Raw genomic sequence first — 21,365 nt, forward strand, 5'->3', positions numbered from 1 at the left:
AAAAGTGATCTGTGATCTGTTAGGAGGTATCGGTAGATTCTTCTAAAATAAGGAAGTGTTCTCTTTAAACGATAATCCCTACAACGAACAACAAAAAGTGATCTGTGATCTGTTAGGGGGTATCGGTCAATTTTTCTGAAATAAGAAAGGTGTGCTCTTTAAATAATAATATCTACAACGAACAACAAAAAGTGATCCGTGATCTGTTAGGAGGTATCGGTAGATTCTTCTGAAATAAGAAAGGTGTGCTCTTTAAACGATAATCGCTACAATCAACAAGTAACGACGCACAACAATCAACAAAAAAGGAGAGCGTCCGCTCTCCTTTTTTTATTTCTTCACAATTCGCTCTGTCTTTTCAAAGTTTTTGCCTTTTACTTTCATGATATAAACCCCAGATGAGAGTCCTTTCACGTCTAACTCTACTTGATGTGTACTCAGTGTAGCTTGATACTGAACGCGACGTCCACTCAAATCAAACAATTCTATTGACGCGCCGTTTAAATCCGCTTCTTCCGGAATCGAAACATTCAACGTTTCCATCACTGGATTCGGCCATACCGCAAACAGCGACTCATCAATTTTAAATTCTTCTGTTGATAAATTACTGAAGTCACTGCGACTCATAATTAAGGAATACTCTTGTTTCCCACCTTGTAAGTTTCCTTTATGTGTAACTCTAACTACATAAGTCCCCGTTTCAGCAGCATCGATTTCAATTTTCTCTATATTATCTACATCGTTATCACCTTTTAATGCCACGAGATTATTAAAATCTTTATTTAGTTTCCAAGGTAAGAACTCTTCCCCATCTTTGTAGACACGCACATCTAAATCATTAACCAAGGATGGGTTATTTTTCGCATAGTTCTCGTCGTAATTATTATCCGAATATCTTCCCGCAGGATCTGTCCACGCGAGAGTCACTAAAATAGTAACCCCACTATCACTTACATTAAACTGCTTCTCATAGGTTTGTCCTTGTTCCAGTTCATTTTCCTCCAACACTACACCGCTGATTTTACTTCCTTCAAGGATTTGCACTCCAGCTTTAGCATTGATCACTCCCCAGCCAAATTTGTGATCTGGTCCCGGGGCAGTTCCTGCCTCACTAGCTGTATGGGTCATTAATGCGCGGATTGTTGCAGATTTTAAAGGCATTTCTCTATTTTCCATTGCCCATTGTTGCCACAAAGTAATAATACCGGTAACAGCAGGTGCTGCCATAGAAGTACCATCCATTCCAATGTATCTTGCATTATTAGGTGCCCCTGTTACTGGCACGGGTAAGGTATAATTTGTAGAAAACACGCGAACTCCTTTTGCTGAGATATCTGGTTTAATACGAAAATCATTCGTTGGCCCGAAGTTACTAAACGTAGACATACGCACACTTGACGGTCCTGTATACGAATTAACTTGATCAACAGCTGCCACCACAACTACGTTTTTTGAAACCGCTGTACCTGTCAGTAAGTCATTTCCGTTTTTAACACGGTTAATTATACTAAAGTATTCTCTATCATTTCCTGCAGCAACTACGGGTTGATAGTATTTGTAGCGAAAAGCAAGTTGATCAAAACCTATACTTTCCTCCATATAGGCTCCAAAAATATCACTAGAAAAAACAGCCTCTCCTAAATCGTCAACAACTCCAATACCATACGAGTGATTAGAAGCCAACAATCCATCTTGTTCAGCTGCTTTAGCCATTTCTACCACATCATTCTCCCAATCATAGCTCAAGATTTTTGCAGCTGGTGCCATACCTTTAGCATTTGCATTCACACCAGTAGCTCCGATTGTTCCAGAAACGTGTGTAGCATGAGAGCGACCTTCTTCAAAATACAAACGTTCATCTTGTGACATGCTTTGTATATTTTTCACCTCATCTCGCAACTCCATTCTACTTCCACCATTCGCACCACCTTGAAATTCGACATGTGTATTTAATGCAGGTTCACCATCCCATATTGCAACGGTCATATTTCTTCCGTCAAGATTTAGTCCTAAACTTCCACCTGGCGCAACGTCATTTACATTTGCTGTTTTTCTACTTCCAGCATTACTTGTAATGTAGTAAATATAATTCCCTCTATCATCTATGCGTTGTAAGGAGAAAACCCTTCCATCTTTTGTAACTCCAGAAGTTGGTTTACCCGCTGCTTTAGCTATTTTAAAAGCGGTATCACGGGCTAAAACGCGTTTTTTCTCTAAAGATTGAAACTCTTCTACTTTCGTTTGATCATAAGTAGCCGTAATTTTCTTTCTTATTTGAGCTGTTTGGGCATTCGAACTTACTCCCCACAAAGTTAATAAGCTGAATAACAACAAAGTATTTTTTTTCATAAAGGGTGTGTTTTAATTGTCTTTTTTGGGATGTTAAAGTTAAGCATTATACATTAAATCAACCTTAATTTTAACTAAAAAAAATAAAAACTCAAGTTTTTATATAAAAACAAAAAAAACATTCCTTTGTTTTTAGATTCAAAACAGGAAAAATCTAAGGTTTTTAACTTGTAATTCTATAAGATTGATAAGTGTAAAAAAAAAGGTTTGAATGTAAACATTCAAACCTTCATAAATTTCTTATAATAAAAAACAAGAGAATTAATCCGATAAAACCTACAACAAACCAATTTGCAAAACCAAATCGTTGTTTGAAGACTTTATTCTGAACCAAATACGTTTCGACGAAGAGAATATAGATATAAATAAACACTCCTAGATATACGTAAATGAGTGGATTGTAATAAAACGCTTGTTTCCATTCTCCTTTGAGTAATGCATCAATGGCTCTTTGTCCTCCACAACCTGGGCAATCAAGACCTGTATAATCTTTAATTGAACAAGTTACAGTAATAGGAAAGCTATTAAATCCTTTCATCAACAGCACTCCTACAAGAAGAGGTAGTACCAAATAACAGAGGATTCGATATACTATCCGCATCATTGTTCTTACATTCCTGCTCCTCCTTGTCTCATCCCTTCTTCAAACATCTCCATATAAGCGTCCCATCCACCGATTGCTTGAATACTAAACCAAGAATAAATAAAACTAAGCACTACTGTAGCTAATACAATAAGACTTAAAATTTTTGCTGTTTTCGCTGCTTTTACAGCTCCTTCATAATCACCTTTATCATATTTTGATCCCGATTGAGCCGACATAACAATCGCTACGATCCCTAAGATCAAACCAATACACGAACAAAATCCCAAAATAGTTGAGATAATTGATAAAGCTAAGTAATTATTCGGTTTAGCTGGCATTTGATTTTGTGCTTGCGTTGAGAAAGCATCAAAATTCTGTTCGAAGTTATTCTGTTCCATTTCTTAAAATTTTAACGCAATATACTACTATTTCGTTTTATTCTATAAAGCGTTTGATATATTGTTCTAATTTTTCTTGATGCACTTCTTGCGCTTGGTCTACAATTGCATCAACATCGTCTATTGTCAACACGGGTTTTAGTTTAGCCTCTGTACGCAACCAGTCTAAATATTCCATATTAAATTCAGCTGCGGTAAACTCACCTTCTTCCTCTAAAACTTCTTTATCTTGAAAGTAAAATTCATTTTCATATACCACTGCTTCAACATCATAAGCAGCAATCTGCAATAATTCTTGGATATTTCGAGCGACAACAAAAATTCCTCCTTCATCGCCAAAAGCGACAACTGGGGCATTGGATAAATCCGTTATTTCTGTGTTTTCAATCCAAAATGCATAAATACTTCCTGAGCTATTTGCTTCTGCAAAGGGAATAAATGCCTTTAGAAAAGCTTCATCTGCTGAGTAATTCTCAATTAATGAAGTTTCTTCCGTCATTAAGTAAATTGCATTTGAATAATAAGATGGAATGTTTTCTGATACTTGAAACTCTAATAAGCTCTTTAATTCCTTAGGAATTTTGTACCCTTTAAATAATGCAGTAAATTCTTGTTTTACCATTGTACTGTTCATTTTCGCCTTGGATAGAGGCTCTATTTTCAACTTAAATTAAAATTAATTGATACAAGATTCTTCTCTAATCTTGAACCTTGCTTTGATCGAATAAAGATAAAATTTTTTCTTTTACAAAAAACAATTCTGTAAATATTCTTATTTTTTTCTTTCATCCTCCTATAAAATTATGATTTACAATCAAAAAAAATACCTATCTCTTCTATTTTAACAAAACTAAAGCTCGTATTTCTTCCTTTAGTGTTCTAAACCTCATTTTAATTTCTTCCACTTATTAGACAAAATCTTTTATTTTTGGACTCTAAAATCTGCCTTATGTCTAGATCACAAACGCTATACTTAGCTTCTGCTTTAATCACCGATACCTTGGGATCGCTACTTACCGTGCGCAAAAAAGGGTCGATGTTTTATATGATGGCGGGAGGAAAAATTGAACAGGGAGAAACACCTGTGGAAGCCTTACAACGGGAATTAAAGGAAGAACTAGACTTAACGGTTGACGCACATCATATGCGCTACTTAGGTAGTCATCAAACACAAGCAGTGAATGAGGCCAACACACTTGTTCATGCCTCTATTTATCACATCGAGCTTACCAATGCTACACTAAGGCCCCATGCAGAACTAGAAGAGATCAAATGGCTGACCTATGACACCTATCAACAAGTTCCATTAGCCCATTTAATAGAAGAATTTAGCATTCCAATCTGGTTACAAAATAAAAAATCTCAGCCATAGCTGAGATTTTTAGTATTTCTTATCCTTGTTTCTTTACGTATTTAGTAAGAATCACGATCATTTGTCCGTCAACCTTACCTTCTATATATTCTACATTATTCGGATCTAAGCGAATGTTGCGAACAGCCGTACCAATTTTAGCGTTTAAAGAGGACCCTTTTACATCGAGATCTTTGATTAAGGTAACGGTATCGCCCGCAGATAAAATATTTCCGTTACTGTCTTTATGTAATTCAACCGACCCATCTCCTGTATGATCTCCTGTTGCTTTAGCAAATTCCATCAACGCATCATCCAAGTACATCATTTCTAAATTATCTGCCGCCCAACTTTCCTGTCTAAAACGGTTCAACATACGCCAAGCTACAACCTGAACAGCAGGAACCTCGCTCCACATCGATGTCGTTAAACACTGCCAATGGTTGCTATCTAATTCTTGTCTTTTTTCAATTTGATCTAAACAAGTTTCACAAATATAAATTTCTTTATCTGCCTCATTAGCAGCTACAGGCGGAACTTCATAAACCTTTAATTGTCCAGTAGATTCACATAGTTCACATTTATTTCCACTTCTGTCTTTTAACTCCGCTTCTGTTTTCATAATACTTATAGAATATAATTTAAAAGTGCAAATATAACTTTAAAAATCTATTTATAAAAAACAATAAAACTCCTTTATATTAAAATAAAATACACCATAATACCTCTAATTTGATAATATTGTTCGTTGTTAGTTGTTAGTCGTTCGTCAATCTCTAACCATCTAACCAAACAAAGAACAAACCGCACAAACACTATTTCAATATTCTCTCAAAAGACTTAACTTTACTCCTCAACAACACATTTATATAGACAATGAAAACAGACATTGAAATCGCAAGAGAAAGTGTATTAAAAAACATTTACGAAATTGCGCAAGATATCCAATTGCCAGAGGCGCATCTTATTCCTTATGGCAAAAATATGGCAAAAGTTGAGTTAGAAGCCCAACAGCTTGAACAACAAAAGAAGTCCAATCTCATTTTAGTTACCTCTATTACTCCGACCAAAGCGGGAATTGGAAAGACAACTGTATCGATTGGTTTGGCCCTTGGTTTAAACAAAATTGGAAAGAATGCTGTTGTTGCTTTGAGAGAACCTTCATTAGGACCGTGTTTTGGTATGAAGGGCGGAGCTGCTGGTGGTGGATATGCACAGGTTTTACCCATGGAAAACATCAACTTACACTTTACAGGAGATTTTCATGCCATTACCTCAGCACACAATACACTAAGTGCTTTACTAGACAACTACATCTACCAAAATAGAGCGGAAGCTAATGGGCTTAAAGAAATTTTATGGAAACGCGTATTAGATGTCAATGATCGCAGTTTACGCTATATCACAACAGGTTTAAGAGGAAATGCAAACGGCATTCCACAAGAAAGTGGCTTTGATATTACACCTGCTTCTGAGATCATGGCTATTCTCTGTTTGGCTACTGATATCGATGATTTGCGTAGACGTATTGAAAATATTCTATTGGGGTATCGCCATGACGGAAGTCCTTTTACCGTAAAAGAACTAGGGGTAGCTGGTGCTATTACGGTTTTGCTAAAAGACGCATTAAATCCAAACTTAGTACAAACGACAGAAAACACGGCTGCCTTTATTCACGGAGGTCCTTTTGCAAATATTGCACATGGTTGTAATTCTGTTATTGCGACCAAGATGGCAATGAGCTATGGGGACTATGTAATTACAGAGGCAGGATTTGGTGCAGACTTAGGAGCGGAAAAATTCTTTGACATCAAGTGTAGAAAATCAGGTTTACAGCCCAAACTAACGGTTGTAGTCGCAACAGCTCAAGGCTTAAAAATGCACGGTGGCGTTGCGATAGAAAACATCAAAGAACAAAATATAGCAGGAATCGAAAAAGGATTAGAAAACTTACAAAAACACGTGAGTAACTTACAATCCTTTGGTCAAAGTATTGTAGTGGCTTTCAACAAATATGCGACAGATAGCAAGGAGGAAATTCAATTAGTAGAAGACTACTGTCGCGCGAATGGCTTGGGATTTGCTGTAAATAATGCTTTTATTGAAGGAGGCGCTGGTGCAATAGCCCTGGCAAATGAAGTCGTACAGATGATTGATCACAATCCTAGTACACCCTTACAGTTTCCTTATTCAGATGAGCTATCTATTGCCGATAAAGTAAAAGCTGTTGCATCTAAAATATATGGTGCTACTACAGTTACGTTCAGCCCTATTGCACAGAAAAAACTCAATCAGATTAAAGAGACGACCATGGATAAATTCCCTGTTTGCATTGCCAAGACCCAGTATTCTTTCTCTGCGGATGCTAGTGCGTATGGTGTAGCAAAAGACTTTTCTATAGCCATCAATGATATCGTGATCAACAATGGTGCAGAGTTTATTGTTGCCATTGCTGGTGATATTATGCGCATGCCAGGGCTTCCCAAAATTCCACAGGCAACAAAAATTGATCTTGTAGATGGTTTAGTAGAAGGACTAAGCTAATCTCAAGCAACTTATTAAACGATATAAAAGCGAAAAATTGAGTTTTTCGCTTTTTTTGTCCTTTGTAAATAAAGATAACTGCCCTTTCTTGTTCTATTTCATAGTTTTATATTTCAAACTAACTATAAACTTCGAAGTTAGAAAACGGTCTAAACCAAGTGTTGCCTACTCCTTTTTAGCATCATTTTATTCAATTGGACGTTTCAAACTAATTTTATATATTCTCTAACAATTGAATCACTAATCGCCACTCAATTGTTCATTTTTATTTTTATATTTGATCATATTTTAAACTATCATTAATGTTTACATTTTTGCAAACTTCACCCGATGTAATTACTACTGCTGTCACTGATTTAAACGAAGTAGTAACTCAAGAAAGTCAAATTTCAGCTTTAGATTTTGTTATGAAAGGTGGAATCTTTATGATTCCGATCATCTTTTTGTTTATTTATACGATTTATCTATCGATAGAGCGTTATTTGTACATCAAAAAACAAACGAAATACGATGCTACGGTTCTACCGAATACACTCAACCTATTGGAAAAAGGTCAGATGGATTCTGTTGATTTAACGTTGTCTAAGGATAACAACTCGTATACGAAGGTTATTTTAGAAGGAACACATTCAATCGGAAGACCTATTACAGAGATTGAAGGAAATATGGAGCGCCTAGCGACTATTGAAATTGGAAAAATGGAAAAAAAGATGAGCCATCTTGGTTTGATTGCAGGTATTGCGCCAACATTAGGTTTCGTTGGAACAATTTTAGGGGTAATTCGTATTTTCTACAATATTAGTATTTCAGAGGATATTAGTATTGCCAATATTTCAGGAGGACTTTATGAAAAGATGATTAGTAGTGGTTCTGGTTTGGTTGTGGGTATTATCGCGTATGCCGCTTACCACTTATTGAATACATCTATTGATAATTATTTGTTGAACACGCAACAAACGATTTTAGATTTTATTAATGCAATTCAACGACCAAATGGCAATCAAAAGAAATAAACGATTTAAAGCGGAAATCGCAACGTCCTCTTTGAGTGATATTATGTTTTTCTTGCTTTTGTTTTTTCTTATTTTATCAACATTAGCCAATCCCAATGTGATAAAGATGATGCTCCCGAAAGCGGCATCAAATGAGAAGACAAACAAGCAACATTTGACTATCTCCGTTACAGAAGACAAGCGTTTTTTCATCAATAAGACGGAAGTTCCCTACGAAGAATTAGAGCAGTCGTTATTAGCGGAACTAGGCGGTAATACAGATCAATCTGTTGTGATTCGAATTCCGTTTAACTCACAGATTCAAGAATTAGTAGATGTTTTACAAATTGGTGTTAAGCACAACATCAAATTTGTAATTGCTACCCAAAAGCAATAAAAAAAGGAGCGAAATATTCGCTCCTTTTTATTTTTAATTCAGTTTAAACTGGTATACGATTTTTCCTACTTGTTTGGCAGGGGCTTTATCATTTGCTTGCCATTTGGTTTGCAAGGCAGCTATTTTAGCTTGTTCCAACAGGCAATTCGCTGTATTGGTTGTTCCTTTTACACCTGCTCGTGCATCTACAGTATTTCCTGCTTGATCTACCCATACTTCAACCACAACTGTTCCTATCTCATTACACGTATATTTTGGGATTGCTTTAACTGTTGCACTTCGTCCATCTAAAGAGTAACCGATTCCGTCTCCTCTACCATCTCCATGTCCGTTGCCAACTCCACCTCCAGACCCACTTCCGCTTCCTGTTCCCTTCCCTGTACCTGTGCCGTAATAGCCTCCATTGGTAGACAATCCGCCTGTTCCACTTCCTGTTGTTCCACCACCACCAGAACCTGTTCCTCCATTCATAAAGCTGCTAATGGCGTCCTTTGTGGTATTGGAAACATCTGCTTTAGCAGGGGTTGTTGCTTTTTTTTCTGTAGTTTCAACTTTCTTTTCCGCTGTTTTCTTTTCCGCTGTTTTCTTTGCTACATTTTCCATTGGCTTCGCTTCAGCAGGTTTGGTTTTCTTCGCTTCGTCTTTCTTCGTTACTACCACAGCCGTTTCTTCTCCCTTTTCATAGGCCAGCACCTCTTTTTCTTCTACTGGTTCTGCTTTAGCAATCTGCTGCTGCTGTTCTTCTTCTACAATTGGTTGAGTCGAAGTTGTCAAATGATCTCCAGGCGTTCCCTCTAATGAAATAGCAACACCATCTCCACCACCACCACCGCCACTAAAACTAGTATACGACGTATGGTTATCCATAAATTTGATAAAAAATAAAAGAAGGAAAAATAATAGGGTAATTCCCAATGTAATAACGATAGACGTCTTTTCTTCTTTTGTATATTTTACATTCATATCAACTATTCGATGCTATTAATTCGTTCCTATATTCTAACAAATGTACTTATTTTTTTGATTTCTCTCTTTTTCTTCACTTCTTTTTAAGACGTAACTATTCTACTGCCGTTTTCTTCATCCTTCACAATAGACAAGGACAGGGGAATTCGCTCCTGCAATTCATCCACATGGGAGATAATTCCGACAATTCGATTCTCTTTGTGCAACTTACTCAACGTCTCAAATACAATGTTCACTGACTCGGTATCTTGTGTACCAAATCCTTCATCAATAAAGAAAAAATTCTTATTGGACTTAGACAGACTTTGTACACTTTCCGCAAGTGCCAAGGCTAAAGATAACGACACTTGAAAACTTTGCCCACCTGATAGTGTTTTGACACTACGCGCTTTTCCGTTATTCAAATAGTCAATAATTTCAAATTCATTGCTTTCGTTTAGTTGTAAACTCAGCTGGTTATTAGTTAAGCGATGGAAGCGTTGGTTGGCTATCTCACAAAGATTACTCAAGTAAATACTCGATACATAGTTAACAAAACCAGCCCCTTTAAACATATTGTCTAAGACATTGATGTTTTTTAATCGCTTGTCCAAGTGATTAAATACGTCTAACAAGCGTTCTTTTTCTTTGTAATCTTGTTCCAAACGCTCAATTTCACCTGCTAATTTTACTACTAAAGTCGATTGGTTACTGACTTGTGCTTCTAATGTGATCACTTTCGCTTCCTGTTGCTCATAACCAGACAAATCGAAAGCAATAGATTCAAGTTTGACTGACAACTGTGTCACTTGATTGCGCAATACTTCTAGCTTTAGGATAAAGGCTTGAATAGAAGCACGCGTTTCTTCGACTTGTATATTTTTAGCGAGAATTGCTTCGACTTCATGGATGCTTTGGAACTCGAGTTTTTCGAGCTCTCGATCCAGAACAAGGGTAGTATCCTGAAGAGCAATGGTCAACTCCTCTACGGTGGTTTTCTCATTCTTTACCTCTGTTTCTAATGAAGCTAAAACAGGTACCAACTGTTGCAAGTTTTGAGTAAGTGTTCTGTATGATTGTTCTATCTCAACAATATACTTCGCTTTTTCTTGTATTTCTTGCTCTAATAGTATCTTGCCAACCGCTAATTTTTCACGGAGATCAATTTGTTGAATCTGCTGTACTTTACTTTCTATTTCTGCTTCTAATCTTGCTTGTTTAAGTTCTATATCTGTTAACGCTTCTGTGTATTTACCTACATTATTTCTAATACTTTCTGCGTTCTTTATTACTTGCTGTTGCTGCTGTTCTGCACTTTCAATCGCTTTATTTTGTTCAATGGCTTGCTGTTTAAACTGCTCAAGCTGTATTTTATTACCGCATTCTATTTCCTTCCAACAATATAATTCTCGGTGTTTATCTATCAACTCACGCTTCGATTGAACTTGGCTTTGAAACTCATTAGTTTGTACTTGTAACAAGTGTTTTTTATCCAATAAGGCCTGTATTTCTCTTTCTTTTCGATTTAAAGCCTGTTCATCCTCCTGTATCTTTTCTAATTTTGACTCTAAATCTCTTATTACTGTAGATACATCTTCGCCTACTAAAACAGCAGGATGTTCTAAAGCTCCACACAACGGACAAGCTTCACCTTCATGTAAAGCTGAGGCGTAATGCGATAATTGTTGAGCCACACGCAATTGATTTATTTCTTTCGTAACCAAAGAATATAGCTGCTGATTTAATGTGCGTTTTTCAATTAAAACCGCTTTCCATGCTGCTTCTGTTGTAAAGTCAACTTGTTCTAGTGCCTTATCCAAACGCAAGATCTCTTGTTGAATTTGTGTTTGTTTCTCTGTCAATTCGATCGTGTCTCGTTCTAGATATTCAAAATCAGTAAACCATTTGTCTAGCGCCATTAGACGCATGGGATCAATGCGATTCTGCTTTAGTTGTAGAAGTTGTTGCTCCCCTCGTTCGATCAGGGTTTGTTGTTTTTCCAATTCCTTCTTCGCTTCAACCACCACTTCCTTTCCTTTCTGTAGTCGCTCTGCTAAAGTCTTTTGCACTTGAGTCGCTTCTTGAATGGATTGTACGGATTGTAGCTCAACTAGTTCTGCTTTCTCTTTGTCTATCGACTCAATTTTTTTATCCACAGCTGTAAACTCCACTTTAATTTGAGCATACTGTTCTTGTTTGCTTCGCCGTTCTTTTTCCTTTTCCAATAAACGCGTCTGTTTCTCTTCGAGTTTATTCTTTGTCTGTTGGCTTTCTAAAAGTAAAGAACGAAAGATTTTATCAACTTTCTCATATTGTGCGAGTTCACCTTCTTGAGCGCGAACATTTCCCGCTTGTTCTTCTAACGCTTTTAACGCCTTGCGACTTTCCTCTAAGGTTTCAAAATCGCTTTTTACTGCTTTTAATTGTTGATAGCGTTCTTGTTCTTTTTTATAGGTTGTGGTAAGTTGTTTTAGCTGTTCTTCTTCTTTTTTATGCTGTGTTTTTTGCTCTTCTATTTGCTCTAAAGTTAAAGGAGTAAAACGCTGTAGCTGTCCCTGTAAGTGATCAAATTTTTGTCGCGTTTCGCTGTATAATGCTTTGGTTTTTCCCGTTAGATCAAAACGATCTAAACCAAAAATCTCCTGCATCATCTTGGTTCTATCTTTTCCTCCTAATTCGATAAACTCTTTAAACTTTCCCTGAGGAATGATAATCGTTCGCTTGAAATTGTCATAACTCAAACCTATCACGTTTTCCACATCTGTATGAGGTAAGGGAATCCACTGCTCTTCTTTCCATTGATACAATACGGCATCTCCTCGTTTAACGTCGTCGAAGCGCTTGGAATTACGTCTAAACTCTCTATAGATGCGATATTTCTCTTCTTTAAAATTAAAAAACTCAAAATCAATCGACATGCGATTCGATTTTAGGTTCATCATATTATACGCGCGATTATCTCGAGCATTGAGTCGTTCACTTTCACCATATAACCCAAAGGAAATGGCTTCTAAAATAGAGGATTTACCTGATCCTACCTTTCCAAAAATTCCAAATAAACCTGCTTGAATTAACTGGGTAAAATCAATCACTTGCTTGTCTTGGTAGGAATAAAAACCTTCTAAAGCTAATTGTATAGGTATCATGATAACGTTAATTTATAATTTCTTTGAATAGGTTCATCACTTCTTCATTCGGTACCTGTCCACTGTTTTTTTGTTTGAAGTAATCAACAAAAAGGCCTTGAATATCTTGTTCTAAATTCACTTGATGCTTTTTCGTTGCATCCGTTTGATTGGCGAGATTCACTAAGGGGATAACCGTTATAATTCCGTCATGCGCTTGGTAGATACGCTTCATGTCATCTGCTTTTAAGAAGGTATCACTTACCAAAGTCAACTCAACCAAGTGATGAGGGTGCTGTTGCAGCCAAGTTACAGCATCTTCAACACACTCAAACTTTTTCCGTGTTAAGGGACGTCCTTTTAGCAAGGCAATCTTTTGATAGGTTGCTGGTATATTCGGTTCCATCTCTACAAGCATCACATACTTTTCTTGTCCTGCTTCACTAAAGCTATAGCACAATGGACTTCCTGCATAAACCACAGGGCGTTCTGCTTCTCCTATTTGATGGGCGCGATGTAAGTGTCCTAAAGCAGTGTACTGTATGGGTGTAGGAATACTCTCGCTGTAAATCAGATCTGCATTTCCAATTTTTAGCGGTTTTTCTCCATCGGGTTCTTCAAGTTCTTCTCCTCCTTTTTGCATCATATACAAATGTGAAACGAGCATATTAACTCCTTGCTCATCACAATATTTTTGCGCGAGATCTTCCCAATTGGATTGTAAAACTTCACTTAAAGCGGCTGTCTTATCTGCTACATTCAGTGCTTTTTTTAAGCGTACTTCATTGGCATAAGGCGTGTGAATGATGCGAATGGGAAAAGGAATATGGGCCAATTGCAGCTCTATGAAGCCTTCTACTGACTTTGTAAGAGTATAATATTCCTTTTCTTCTAAAGGTTGAACCACTGTATTGGGCAATCCTACTAGAAGAATTCCACTAGCTCGTGCTAGAGGATCTGGTGCGTCAATTCGCTCTGGACTATCGTGATTCCCAGCGATTGCCAAAACCGGACGACGACCATTTTGCGTTAATCGACGCAAGGTGCGATAAAATAAATCTTCTGCCTCCGTTGGAGGATTAAATGCATCAAACAAATCTCCAGCAATGACGATCATATCTGCTTGTTGTTCGTCCGCAACAACACAGATTTCATCGAGTACTTCACGTTGCTCTTCTATACGCGAAAAATTGTCTAATCGCTTTCCTAAATGCCAATCTGCGGTATGTAATATCTTAACTTTCATCCTTCCCTTTTGTTTACCTCTCAAAGATAAAAGTTATATCGGGGAATCGCTAGTGTTTTTAATGATTGGTGAGCGGTGATCAGAGATCGGTGATAAAAACTTTTTTTGTTATATCTAGCAAACAAAAAAAGGTTTATACCAGTAAATGGTCTAATTTTACACCAAAACACCAGTATGAAAAAGATTATACCCTTTATCCTTATCCTCCTTCTTATTATTTCTTGTCAAAATAAGAAAACCCTAGATCCAGTAGCCCTAGCAGATGCCTACGATGAGATCAATATTGTGTACGACAGAATAAACAGTGCTTTACTCAACAAAGACGGAATCTTGTTATACGATAATTTAGATCAAGAGTCTATTGCATACTATGAAGAAATATTGACGGCAGTTAAAGCTAAAAATATAGAGGGGACTTTAGTGGATCAAATGAATATCGCTAATGGTTTGCTTCTATTGAGTGATGAGGATTTACAGACCACGGATACCAAGAAATTTGTTGAAATTTTATTTTTAAACTCTGCCGTGGATGAGAAAAAGATAGAGGTACTTTCTAGTGCTGTGCTTTCTAATTTGGATATTGAAGAGGACAAAGCCACAGGAACTATTTTTGGTCTACAACCAGCTCATTTTTATAAAGAAGAAGGACAGTGGAAATACAGTATGCTTGACTCAAGAATAATCTCAGAAACGGTACTAAGAGATGCTCAAAAAGCAAACGAAATGACAAATAAAGAACTGTTAATCATGTTATTGTCTGCAAATGAATTTAAAACAAATCCCAATATCAAACGCGATTTTAAAGAAGTTTTCAACCTCATACAGGAAGAAAGACAAATACGTGCAGATAAAGCATAACTAAACTAGACGAACACACATCAAAACAAAAACCGTTGTCTTAAACAAATTAACCTTGTAAGACAACGGTTTTTTTATTGTGGTTTGATTCCTTAAGCTATAGTACCTTGTGACTAGTCATCCTCGTATATTTTTATAAGCTCTACTTGCTCACCATTCTCCCATAAGGATTCAATCATCAAGGTCCCGGTTGAATGATACTCTTTGACAATACCCTCCTTTTTTCCCTTGATAAAAATAGCCTCAGTACTTAGATAGCCATTTTTGTAGTAATCTTTGTACAAGCCTTCTTTTAAGCCCTCATTCCAATTTGCTTCTTCTCTTATTTTTCCATCCTCAAAATACCCAATAAAAAAGCCTTGTTTCTTTCCCTTTATAAAAAGACCTTTCTCATAAAGTTGTCCATTTTCATAAAATGCTTGATGCAATCCGTCTTCTTTTCCTTCTTTAAACGGGGTCTCAGCAGCTAAATCTCCATTGGGATAATATGCTTTAAAAACCCCTATTTTCAATCCCTTACTCCAATAGGAGTGTTCTCTCACCTGCCCATCTTCATAATAAACAAAGGTTTGTCCCTCTTTCTTTCCGTCTTTCAACTTTCGCTCTTCCCATACTTGTCCATTTTCATAGTAGGAAGTAAAAAAACGATCGAGTTTTCCCTCTTGTAAGTAGCCTTCTTCTTTTAGGGCACCGTTGTCATGATATTGTTTGACAATCCCTGTATAAGGAGTTTGTTGATTCAGTTCGAAATACATTCCGTCTCTAAGCTCGAGTTGATTGAAGTCAATTTCTCTTTCTTTACAACTAAGCAAGATAGAAACGATAGTCAAAAGCAGTGAAATTTTTTTCATCCGTATTTATAAAAAGTAAAGACTCTTGACAATTCATTGTAAGAGTCTTTAAAATTATTAAATCAAATTGGTAGTTTATACTTTATATCTCACATCCATCAGGACCACATGCATTAGCATCTGTATTGCCTTTCATTTCAAATTGTGGTTGACTTTCTTGGTATGCTTGTGTAATTGCTTCGGCAAAGGTATCAATCGGTTGAGCACCTGAAATACCGTATTTTCGATCGATTACAAAGAACGGCACACCTGAAATTCCCAATGTTTGTGCTTCTTCTATATCATTTTTAACTTCCTGTGTTTGCGCTTCACTGTTTAACAAAGCAACTACATCGTCTTTATTCAAGCCAATATGCATCGCTAGTTCTGTTAATACTTCTATTTTCCCTACGTTTTTTCCTTCCGTAAAATGAGCGAAGAACAAGGCCTCTTCCATTTCATTTCCCTTACCTTGACTTTGTGCAAAGTGAATCAAACGATGCGCTCTGAAAGTATTCACAGGAATAGAAATATCCTGTTTGAAATCAATTCCTACAGCTGATCCCGCTTGTTGTAAGTGATTCATCATGCCTTCTATTTGCTCTTTCGGCATGCCTTTTCTATTCACTAAATAATCAATTGTTGATTGAGATGCGCCTTCTACAGGTAAAGTAGGATCCAATTGAAAACTCTTCCATTCTACTTCTATTTTGTCTTTAAAAGGCAATTGTTCCAATGCATTTTCGAAGTGTTTCTTTCCTACATAACAAAAAGGACACATCACGTCTGACCATATTTCTACTTTCATATTTCTACTTTTTTAAAATTAATGAGAAGCTTTTTTTCCTACCCCTATCCTTCAAATATACGATTTACCTCCCACTTTAACCTACACCTTTAACAGTTACCAAGGGGTTATCACGATCAAACAAGCTGATATAAAACTAGTAGCTTACAAATTGCTCATTTTTAATTTAACAACGCTAATTTATATTAACATTTTTTTAATATTTTTAACCCAACTAAAAACAACTGCAAATGATGAAACAACTTTACTTATTTTTTCTCTTTTTGTTTTCCCTTTTTATTTCTTACGGACAAGCATCTAAGAGCGTGTATTTTATTGGCAATAGTTATACGTACTCCAACGATCTTCCTAATCTGATCAAAAAAGTGGCAGAATCAACTAATGATGCACTTTTCTTTGAACAAACAACACCAGGGGGAGCTAGTTTACAAAATCATTTATACAATCAAGAAGTAACGGATAAAATCAATAGTCGATCTTGGGATTATGTTGTTTTACAAGAACAAAGTCAACGTCCTGCGCTAGACGACAGCTATACTTTTCCATACGCGGCTGTTTTAAACGATCGCATTAAAAACTCCTCCCCTTGTGCGAAGACGTTATTTTATATGACCTGGGGATACAAAACTGGGGATCAAAGAAATTGCGATGCTGGTTTAACGCATATGTGTACGTACGAGAGAATGGATGATAAAATCTATGATTCTTATATGCTTCTAGCGACAGAAAACCGAGCGCATGTTTCACCTGTAGGAAGAGTTTGGCGAGCAATTCGTCAACAATATCCAACGTATGAATTGTACGTATCTGATAATTCGCATCCCTCTCCTTTGGGGTCTATGGCTGCAGCATATACTTTTTATACGATCATATACAAAAAGGATCCAACCTTAATTTCCTTCAAAGGTTCTCTTTCAACAGATCAAGCGAATAACATAAAGCGAATTGTAAAAGAAATCGTTTACGATGACCTTGAACGTTGGTTTGTAGGTGTGCACTACAACAATACTAAATTTGAATATGAGATTACCGATTCAGCGACAGTACACTTCACCAATACGACACCAAACACGACAAGCACAACATGGGATTTTGGCGATGGGACAACAGCAACAGAATTAAATCCCGTTCATACCTATACAGAGACTGGTCAATACACCGTTACGGCTACCGTCACGACTTGCAATGATACGTACACCTATCAAGATACAATTACCATTGAGAATTTGAGTCTGTTGAAATTTGACGATGCAAATTTTGCCATTTACCCTAATCCAGCACAAGATTACCTTATTGTTCAGACGGATTTAACAGTAACTTTTCAGATTTATGATCTTGCGGGGAAAAGCGTATCTACTGTAGTTGACGCACAAGAAGGCTTCTACAAACTAGACGTTCGCCACCTGGCGAAAGGCACGTATTTATTGCGAATAAAAACGACAAATGGACAAGAAAACTACCGATTTGTATTAAAATAATCTACATATTTAAGGAAGGAAAATAAATCTTTCACTTTTTTTACCTAGATTTACAACTGTGTATAAATTAATTATTAATTCACCTTATACATTTTTATACAGTTGTCAATTTATTACCCAACCATCAACTTTATAGAGTAAAGAAAAGGAAGCCATGAGCTTCCTTTTTTCTATGAGAACTTAATCGTTCTATCCGTCTTAGAGTATATTCAAATCTCAGACCATTCGTTCACCTTTTTTATATGGCTACTTTGCATAATGTATGTCCGATATTATTTGAAGTTAAATAATTCGATCAAAAGTATTTCTATTTTCCTTACTTTTGTTTATACAAATTCTATTCACTAAAAATAACAAATAAAAATGAGAAGATTGACTATAAAAAATATTGGTCCAATTAAATCAATTCGCCTTGATTTAAAACGCATCAACGTTTTAATAGGTCTTCAAAGCTCTGGAAAAAGTACAATTAATAAAATTGCTTGTCATTGTTCTTGGGTAGAAAAGGAAATTTACATCAATCAATCTCCTAGAGATTTTGAATTTGAATCCTATTTTGAGAATCAATTAATAGAGTTTCATAAACTTGAAGGATTTATGAATTCAAAGTCTTTTATTGAATTTGAAACCGATTTTATGCATTTCAGCTATTCAAAAAAAGAGAGTAAATTCTCATTTAAATGGAAATCAGAAGAAGCTCGTTTACAATATAGAAGAACAAAAACTTTATACATTCCTGCAGAACGTAATATTGTAGCTGTTATCCCTAATTGGTTTGATATTAGATTAGATAACTCTAATCTAAGAAGTTTTATGTCCGCTTGGCAAGAGGCAAGAAATTTTTATAATACATCATCGTTTCCCATACTGAACTTAGGTGTGGAATATGTTTATAACAAAAAAACAAATACAGATCAATTAACTTTGACAGAGAAAGGAAAGAAGATTAGTTTAAAAAATGCATCAAGCGGTCTACAATCTCTAATACCTTTATGTACTCTAATTGGCTATACAACTAAAGAAATTTTTATAGAGAAAAACAAGAATAGCATTCATTATGATAGTATTATTAAAGGACTAAGATTAGATATACAAAAGTATTTATTGAACTCTATAGCTGTTTTAGATGAACTCTATAAAAAAAATCAAAATGAAATTTTGAATACCCATTACAAATCTAAATTACAAGATTGGAATTTTGAATTTAATACGGAACAACGTCAAAGCACTTTTGAGTATATTTTAAATCATATCGAAAACACTCAACAATCTAGTATCTTTTTAGAAGAACCAGAAGTCAACTTATTTCCTACCACTCAAAGAGAACTTGTGAAGTATTTGATCCAATCAACCTATCACAATGAAGAAGGGAGAGCGCATAATTTGTTTATCACTACGCATAGTCCTTACATCTTGACTACGTTAAACAATTTGATTTATGCTCATGATTGTGCAAAAAACAGTGAAGAAGTAAAAGATATTCTTGCTGAAGATTATTGGGTAAACTTTGATGATGTAGGTGTGTGGTTTGTAAAAAACGGAATGATTGAAGATATCTTAGATCAAGAAGAAAGGCAAATTGATGCAACCAAGATTGATGAAGTGTCTCAACTTTTAAACGATGAATTTGACAATCTTTTAAATACGCAATATCATGAGGTTTAATCAACGATATACCTCATCTATCTATTGTCAAGACAATCGTAGAACACTTGTCTTAGAAGAAACAAAAGGAGTGCAATATATTATATCAAATTCTACACCATTAGACTATATTGTTTACAACGTAGATGGTGGCCTGATCAATAACAACAGAACTAAACAATGTGATTTTGCAATCTACATCCCATCCTCTAATACTGTGCGATTTATCGAACTCAAAGGGAGTAATGTAGAAGACGGAATCGAACAGCTTTTACAAACGATTCAAGTATTAGTCACAACACCACGTATTGAAGTTTCAAGACTACAAGCTAGAATTATTAGCAGAAAAGCAAAATCTCCTGCACTGCGATCAACTAAGAGAACTAAACTAGAAAAACTAGTTAAAGCACATGGAGGTGATTTGCTCTTCAAAAACATATCCTTTACGGAAGCGATCAATTAGAAAAGGAAGCCATGAGCTTCCTTTTTTTTGACCAAAACATTTATAAATTACGTGTTATACCTTTGCGTTTTTACTTCACCCAAGTGTCTTTTCCTGCGATAATTCCAGAAATTAAAAGCGTAGCAGACATGAGTAACAAAAACACAAGGGAATACATCCAATCCTTGGAAAGATCAAATAATGCTCCAAAAATAGGAGGTCCACACGCGGCAATTAAATACCCAAAAGACTGTGCCATTCCCGACAACTCCGCTGATTGTACGGTACTTCTCGTACGCAATACAAAGAATAACATAGACAAACTAAAAGCTAAACCACTCGCTAATCCGATAAGAATACACCAAAGAATAATATAGTCCGTACGGAAAAGTAAGATACCTCCGATTCCAATTATAAACAGCACACCTACAGCAGCGGACAATAGTTTTTGGTTGTTCATTTTACTGGCAATAATGGCTCCTATGAACGTCATTGGCAATTGAGCGAATTGTACATAAGACAAGATCCAACCCGAATCTTCTACAGACATTCCCCAAGTTTGCATTACTTTAGGTAACCAAGCAGCTAAACAGTAAAATAGGAGTGACTGAACCCCCATAAAAACAGTTACCGCCCATGCTAAGCTCGACTTATACAGATTTACGGTTTGTTCTTCTACAGCAAAATCCCCTTTTACCGTATCTTTTTTCTTCTTTTTTACTTGGGGAAGCCACACGAAAATTGTTACAAAAGAAAGTACCAACCAAATACCGATTGATCCCTTCCATCCCATTGTCGTATAAGAACCCAAACTAATACTGAATCCAGCGGCTAACGCTGCGGTTAAATTCATGGCAACGGAATAAATCCCCATCATACTGCCTACTTTATGTGGAAAGTTGTTTTTGATAAACGCAGGCATTAAAACATTTCCCACAGTAATGGCCGTTCCTACCAAAGCAGCACCTAGAAAGAGAGAAACAATATTTCCCAACGGACGAATCAACAATCCCACACTCAACAAAATCAAGGAAATCAACAAAACGATTTCCATGCCGTATTTTCTAGAGAACTTAGGTACAATCCCCGATAAAAAGGCAAAAGCCATCAGGGGAATAGTCGTTACCAATCCTGCTGTTGTATTAGATAAAGCCAATGATTGACTTATTTCACCAATAACAGGTCCTACAGATGTTAAAGGTGCACGGAGATTTGATGCAATAAAAATCACACCCAGCAACATTAAAATTTCTTTCGTTTTTGAAACTTTTTCTCCTTCGTTTCCTATCCTATTATTCATATTTATTTGATGCGTTTGTTTTACAGGTTCAAAAGTAATAGGAAATAAATGATTATATTCGCCATATATCAT

19 protein-coding genes are annotated in these 21,365 nt (G+C 36.1%); 8 read left to right on the top strand and 11 right to left on the bottom strand.

From position 1 onward, the window contains the following. Positions 1-330 precede the first annotated feature (330 nt). From ACPDG9_RS00005 to ACPDG9_RS00020, 4 genes are all read right to left on the bottom strand, one after another. Positions 331-2,349, bottom strand: coding sequence for a S8 family peptidase (locus ACPDG9_RS00005; protein ID WP_430525814.1), 2,019 nt, complete (start codon positions 2,347-2,349; stop codon positions 331-333). A gap of 229 nt (positions 2,350-2,578) precedes the next feature. After that, positions 2,579-2,953 carry a DUF2752 domain-containing protein gene (locus ACPDG9_RS00010; protein ID WP_430525815.1) on the bottom strand — a complete coding sequence of 125 codons (375 nt, stop codon included), beginning with the start codon at positions 2,951-2,953 and terminating at the stop codon, positions 2,579-2,581. 5 nt (positions 2,954-2,958) lie between these two features. Next, on the bottom strand, positions 2,959-3,333 hold the full coding sequence (locus ACPDG9_RS00015) for a CD225/dispanin family protein (protein WP_430525816.1): 375 nt from the start codon (positions 3,331-3,333) through the stop codon (positions 2,959-2,961). Between the two features lie 37 nt (positions 3,334-3,370). Next, positions 3,371-3,967 (bottom strand): cell wall assembly protein, encoded by a 597-nt coding sequence (locus tag ACPDG9_RS00020; RefSeq protein WP_430525817.1) that lies wholly within the window; start codon positions 3,965-3,967, stop codon positions 3,371-3,373. Between the two features lie 315 nt (positions 3,968-4,282). Here ACPDG9_RS00020 and ACPDG9_RS00025 point away from each other — a divergent pair, with 315 nt between their 5' ends. Next, positions 4,283-4,705, top strand: a complete 423-nt coding sequence (locus tag ACPDG9_RS00025; RefSeq protein WP_430525818.1) for an NUDIX hydrolase — start codon at positions 4,283-4,285, stop codon at positions 4,703-4,705. Positions 4,706-4,724: 19 nt separating this feature from the next. Here ACPDG9_RS00025 and ACPDG9_RS00030 read toward each other — a convergent pair whose 3' ends face one another. Next, positions 4,725-5,306 (bottom strand): PhnA domain-containing protein, encoded by a 582-nt coding sequence (locus ACPDG9_RS00030; protein ID WP_430525819.1) that lies wholly within the window; start codon positions 5,304-5,306, stop codon positions 4,725-4,727. Between the two features lie 254 nt (positions 5,307-5,560). Between ACPDG9_RS00030 and ACPDG9_RS00035 the strand changes: the two genes are divergently transcribed. The 3 genes from ACPDG9_RS00035 (at position 5,561) to ACPDG9_RS00045 (ending at position 8,617) form a co-directional block, all read left to right on the top strand. Then, the gene (locus ACPDG9_RS00035; RefSeq protein WP_430525820.1) at positions 5,561-7,228 is read left to right on the top strand and encodes a formate--tetrahydrofolate ligase; all 1,668 of its coding nucleotides are present in this window, start codon (positions 5,561-5,563) and stop codon (positions 7,226-7,228) included. A gap of 302 nt (positions 7,229-7,530) precedes the next feature. Next, positions 7,531-8,241 carry a MotA/TolQ/ExbB proton channel family protein gene (locus ACPDG9_RS00040; RefSeq protein ID WP_430525821.1) on the top strand — a complete coding sequence of 237 codons (711 nt, stop codon included), beginning with the start codon at positions 7,531-7,533 and terminating at the stop codon, positions 8,239-8,241. Further along, the gene (locus ACPDG9_RS00045; protein ID WP_430525822.1) at positions 8,222-8,617 is read left to right on the top strand and encodes an ExbD/TolR family protein; all 396 of its coding nucleotides are present in this window, start codon (positions 8,222-8,224) and stop codon (positions 8,615-8,617) included. Before ACPDG9_RS00040 ends, ACPDG9_RS00045 begins: the two co-directional genes overlap by 20 nt. 33 nt (positions 8,618-8,650) lie before the next feature. Here ACPDG9_RS00045 and ACPDG9_RS00050 read toward each other — a convergent pair whose 3' ends face one another. The 3 genes from ACPDG9_RS00050 to ACPDG9_RS00060 all read right to left on the bottom strand — a co-directional run bounded on the left by ACPDG9_RS00050 (position 8,651) and on the right by ACPDG9_RS00060 (position 13,933). Next, on the bottom strand, positions 8,651-9,580 hold the full coding sequence (locus ACPDG9_RS00050) for an energy transducer TonB (protein WP_430525823.1): 930 nt from the start codon (positions 9,578-9,580) through the stop codon (positions 8,651-8,653). An 86-nt stretch (positions 9,581-9,666) separates the two neighbouring features. Then, the gene (locus ACPDG9_RS00055; RefSeq protein WP_430525824.1) at positions 9,667-12,708 is read right to left on the bottom strand and encodes an AAA family ATPase; all 3,042 of its coding nucleotides are present in this window, start codon (positions 12,706-12,708) and stop codon (positions 9,667-9,669) included. A gap of 7 nt (positions 12,709-12,715) precedes the next feature. Then, the gene (locus tag ACPDG9_RS00060; RefSeq protein ID WP_430525825.1) at positions 12,716-13,933 is read right to left on the bottom strand and encodes a metallophosphoesterase family protein; all 1,218 of its coding nucleotides are present in this window, start codon (positions 13,931-13,933) and stop codon (positions 12,716-12,718) included. Positions 13,934-14,107: 174 nt separating this feature from the next. Here ACPDG9_RS00060 and ACPDG9_RS00065 point away from each other — a divergent pair, with 174 nt between their 5' ends. Beyond that, positions 14,108-14,791, top strand: a complete 684-nt coding sequence (locus tag ACPDG9_RS00065; protein ID WP_430525826.1) for a hypothetical protein — start codon at positions 14,108-14,110, stop codon at positions 14,789-14,791. 113 nt (positions 14,792-14,904) lie between these two features. Here the strand turns inward: ACPDG9_RS00065 and ACPDG9_RS00070 are convergent, their stop codons facing one another. Both ACPDG9_RS00070 and ACPDG9_RS00075 read right to left on the bottom strand, forming a co-directional pair. Next, positions 14,905-15,642, bottom strand: a complete 738-nt coding sequence (locus ACPDG9_RS00070; protein WP_430525827.1) for a toxin-antitoxin system YwqK family antitoxin — start codon at positions 15,640-15,642, stop codon at positions 14,905-14,907. An 82-nt stretch (positions 15,643-15,724) separates the two neighbouring features. Further along, complete coding sequence (locus ACPDG9_RS00075; RefSeq protein ID WP_430525828.1) at positions 15,725-16,429, bottom strand: DsbA family oxidoreductase; 705 nt, start codon at positions 16,427-16,429, stop codon at positions 15,725-15,727. A gap of 230 nt (positions 16,430-16,659) precedes the next feature. On the opposite strand from ACPDG9_RS00075, the gene ACPDG9_RS00080 reads away from it, so the two are divergent. From ACPDG9_RS00080 to ACPDG9_RS00090, 3 genes are all read left to right on the top strand, one after another. Further along, entirely contained in the window at positions 16,660-17,907 is a 1,248-nt protein-coding gene (locus ACPDG9_RS00080; protein WP_430525829.1) for a DUF4886 domain-containing protein, read from the top strand. 363 nt (positions 17,908-18,270) lie between these two features. Next, on the top strand, positions 18,271-19,572 hold the full coding sequence (locus ACPDG9_RS00085) for a hypothetical protein (protein ID WP_430525830.1): 1,302 nt from the start codon (positions 18,271-18,273) through the stop codon (positions 19,570-19,572). Continuing rightward, a complete protein-coding gene (locus ACPDG9_RS00090) occupies positions 19,562-20,014 on the top strand; it encodes a hypothetical protein (protein ID WP_430525831.1) in 453 nt (150 codons plus the stop codon). Before ACPDG9_RS00085 ends, ACPDG9_RS00090 begins: the two co-directional genes overlap by 11 nt. A gap of 70 nt (positions 20,015-20,084) precedes the next feature. Here the strand turns inward: ACPDG9_RS00090 and ACPDG9_RS00095 are convergent, their stop codons facing one another. Continuing rightward, positions 20,085-21,293 (bottom strand): CynX/NimT family MFS transporter, encoded by a 1,209-nt coding sequence (locus tag ACPDG9_RS00095; protein ID WP_430525832.1) that lies wholly within the window; start codon positions 21,291-21,293, stop codon positions 20,085-20,087. Positions 21,294-21,365 lie beyond the last annotated feature (72 nt).

This window comes from Myroides sp. C6-3 (assembly GCF_050522425.1).
Taxonomy (GTDB): domain Bacteria; phylum Bacteroidota; class Bacteroidia; order Flavobacteriales; family Flavobacteriaceae; genus Flavobacterium.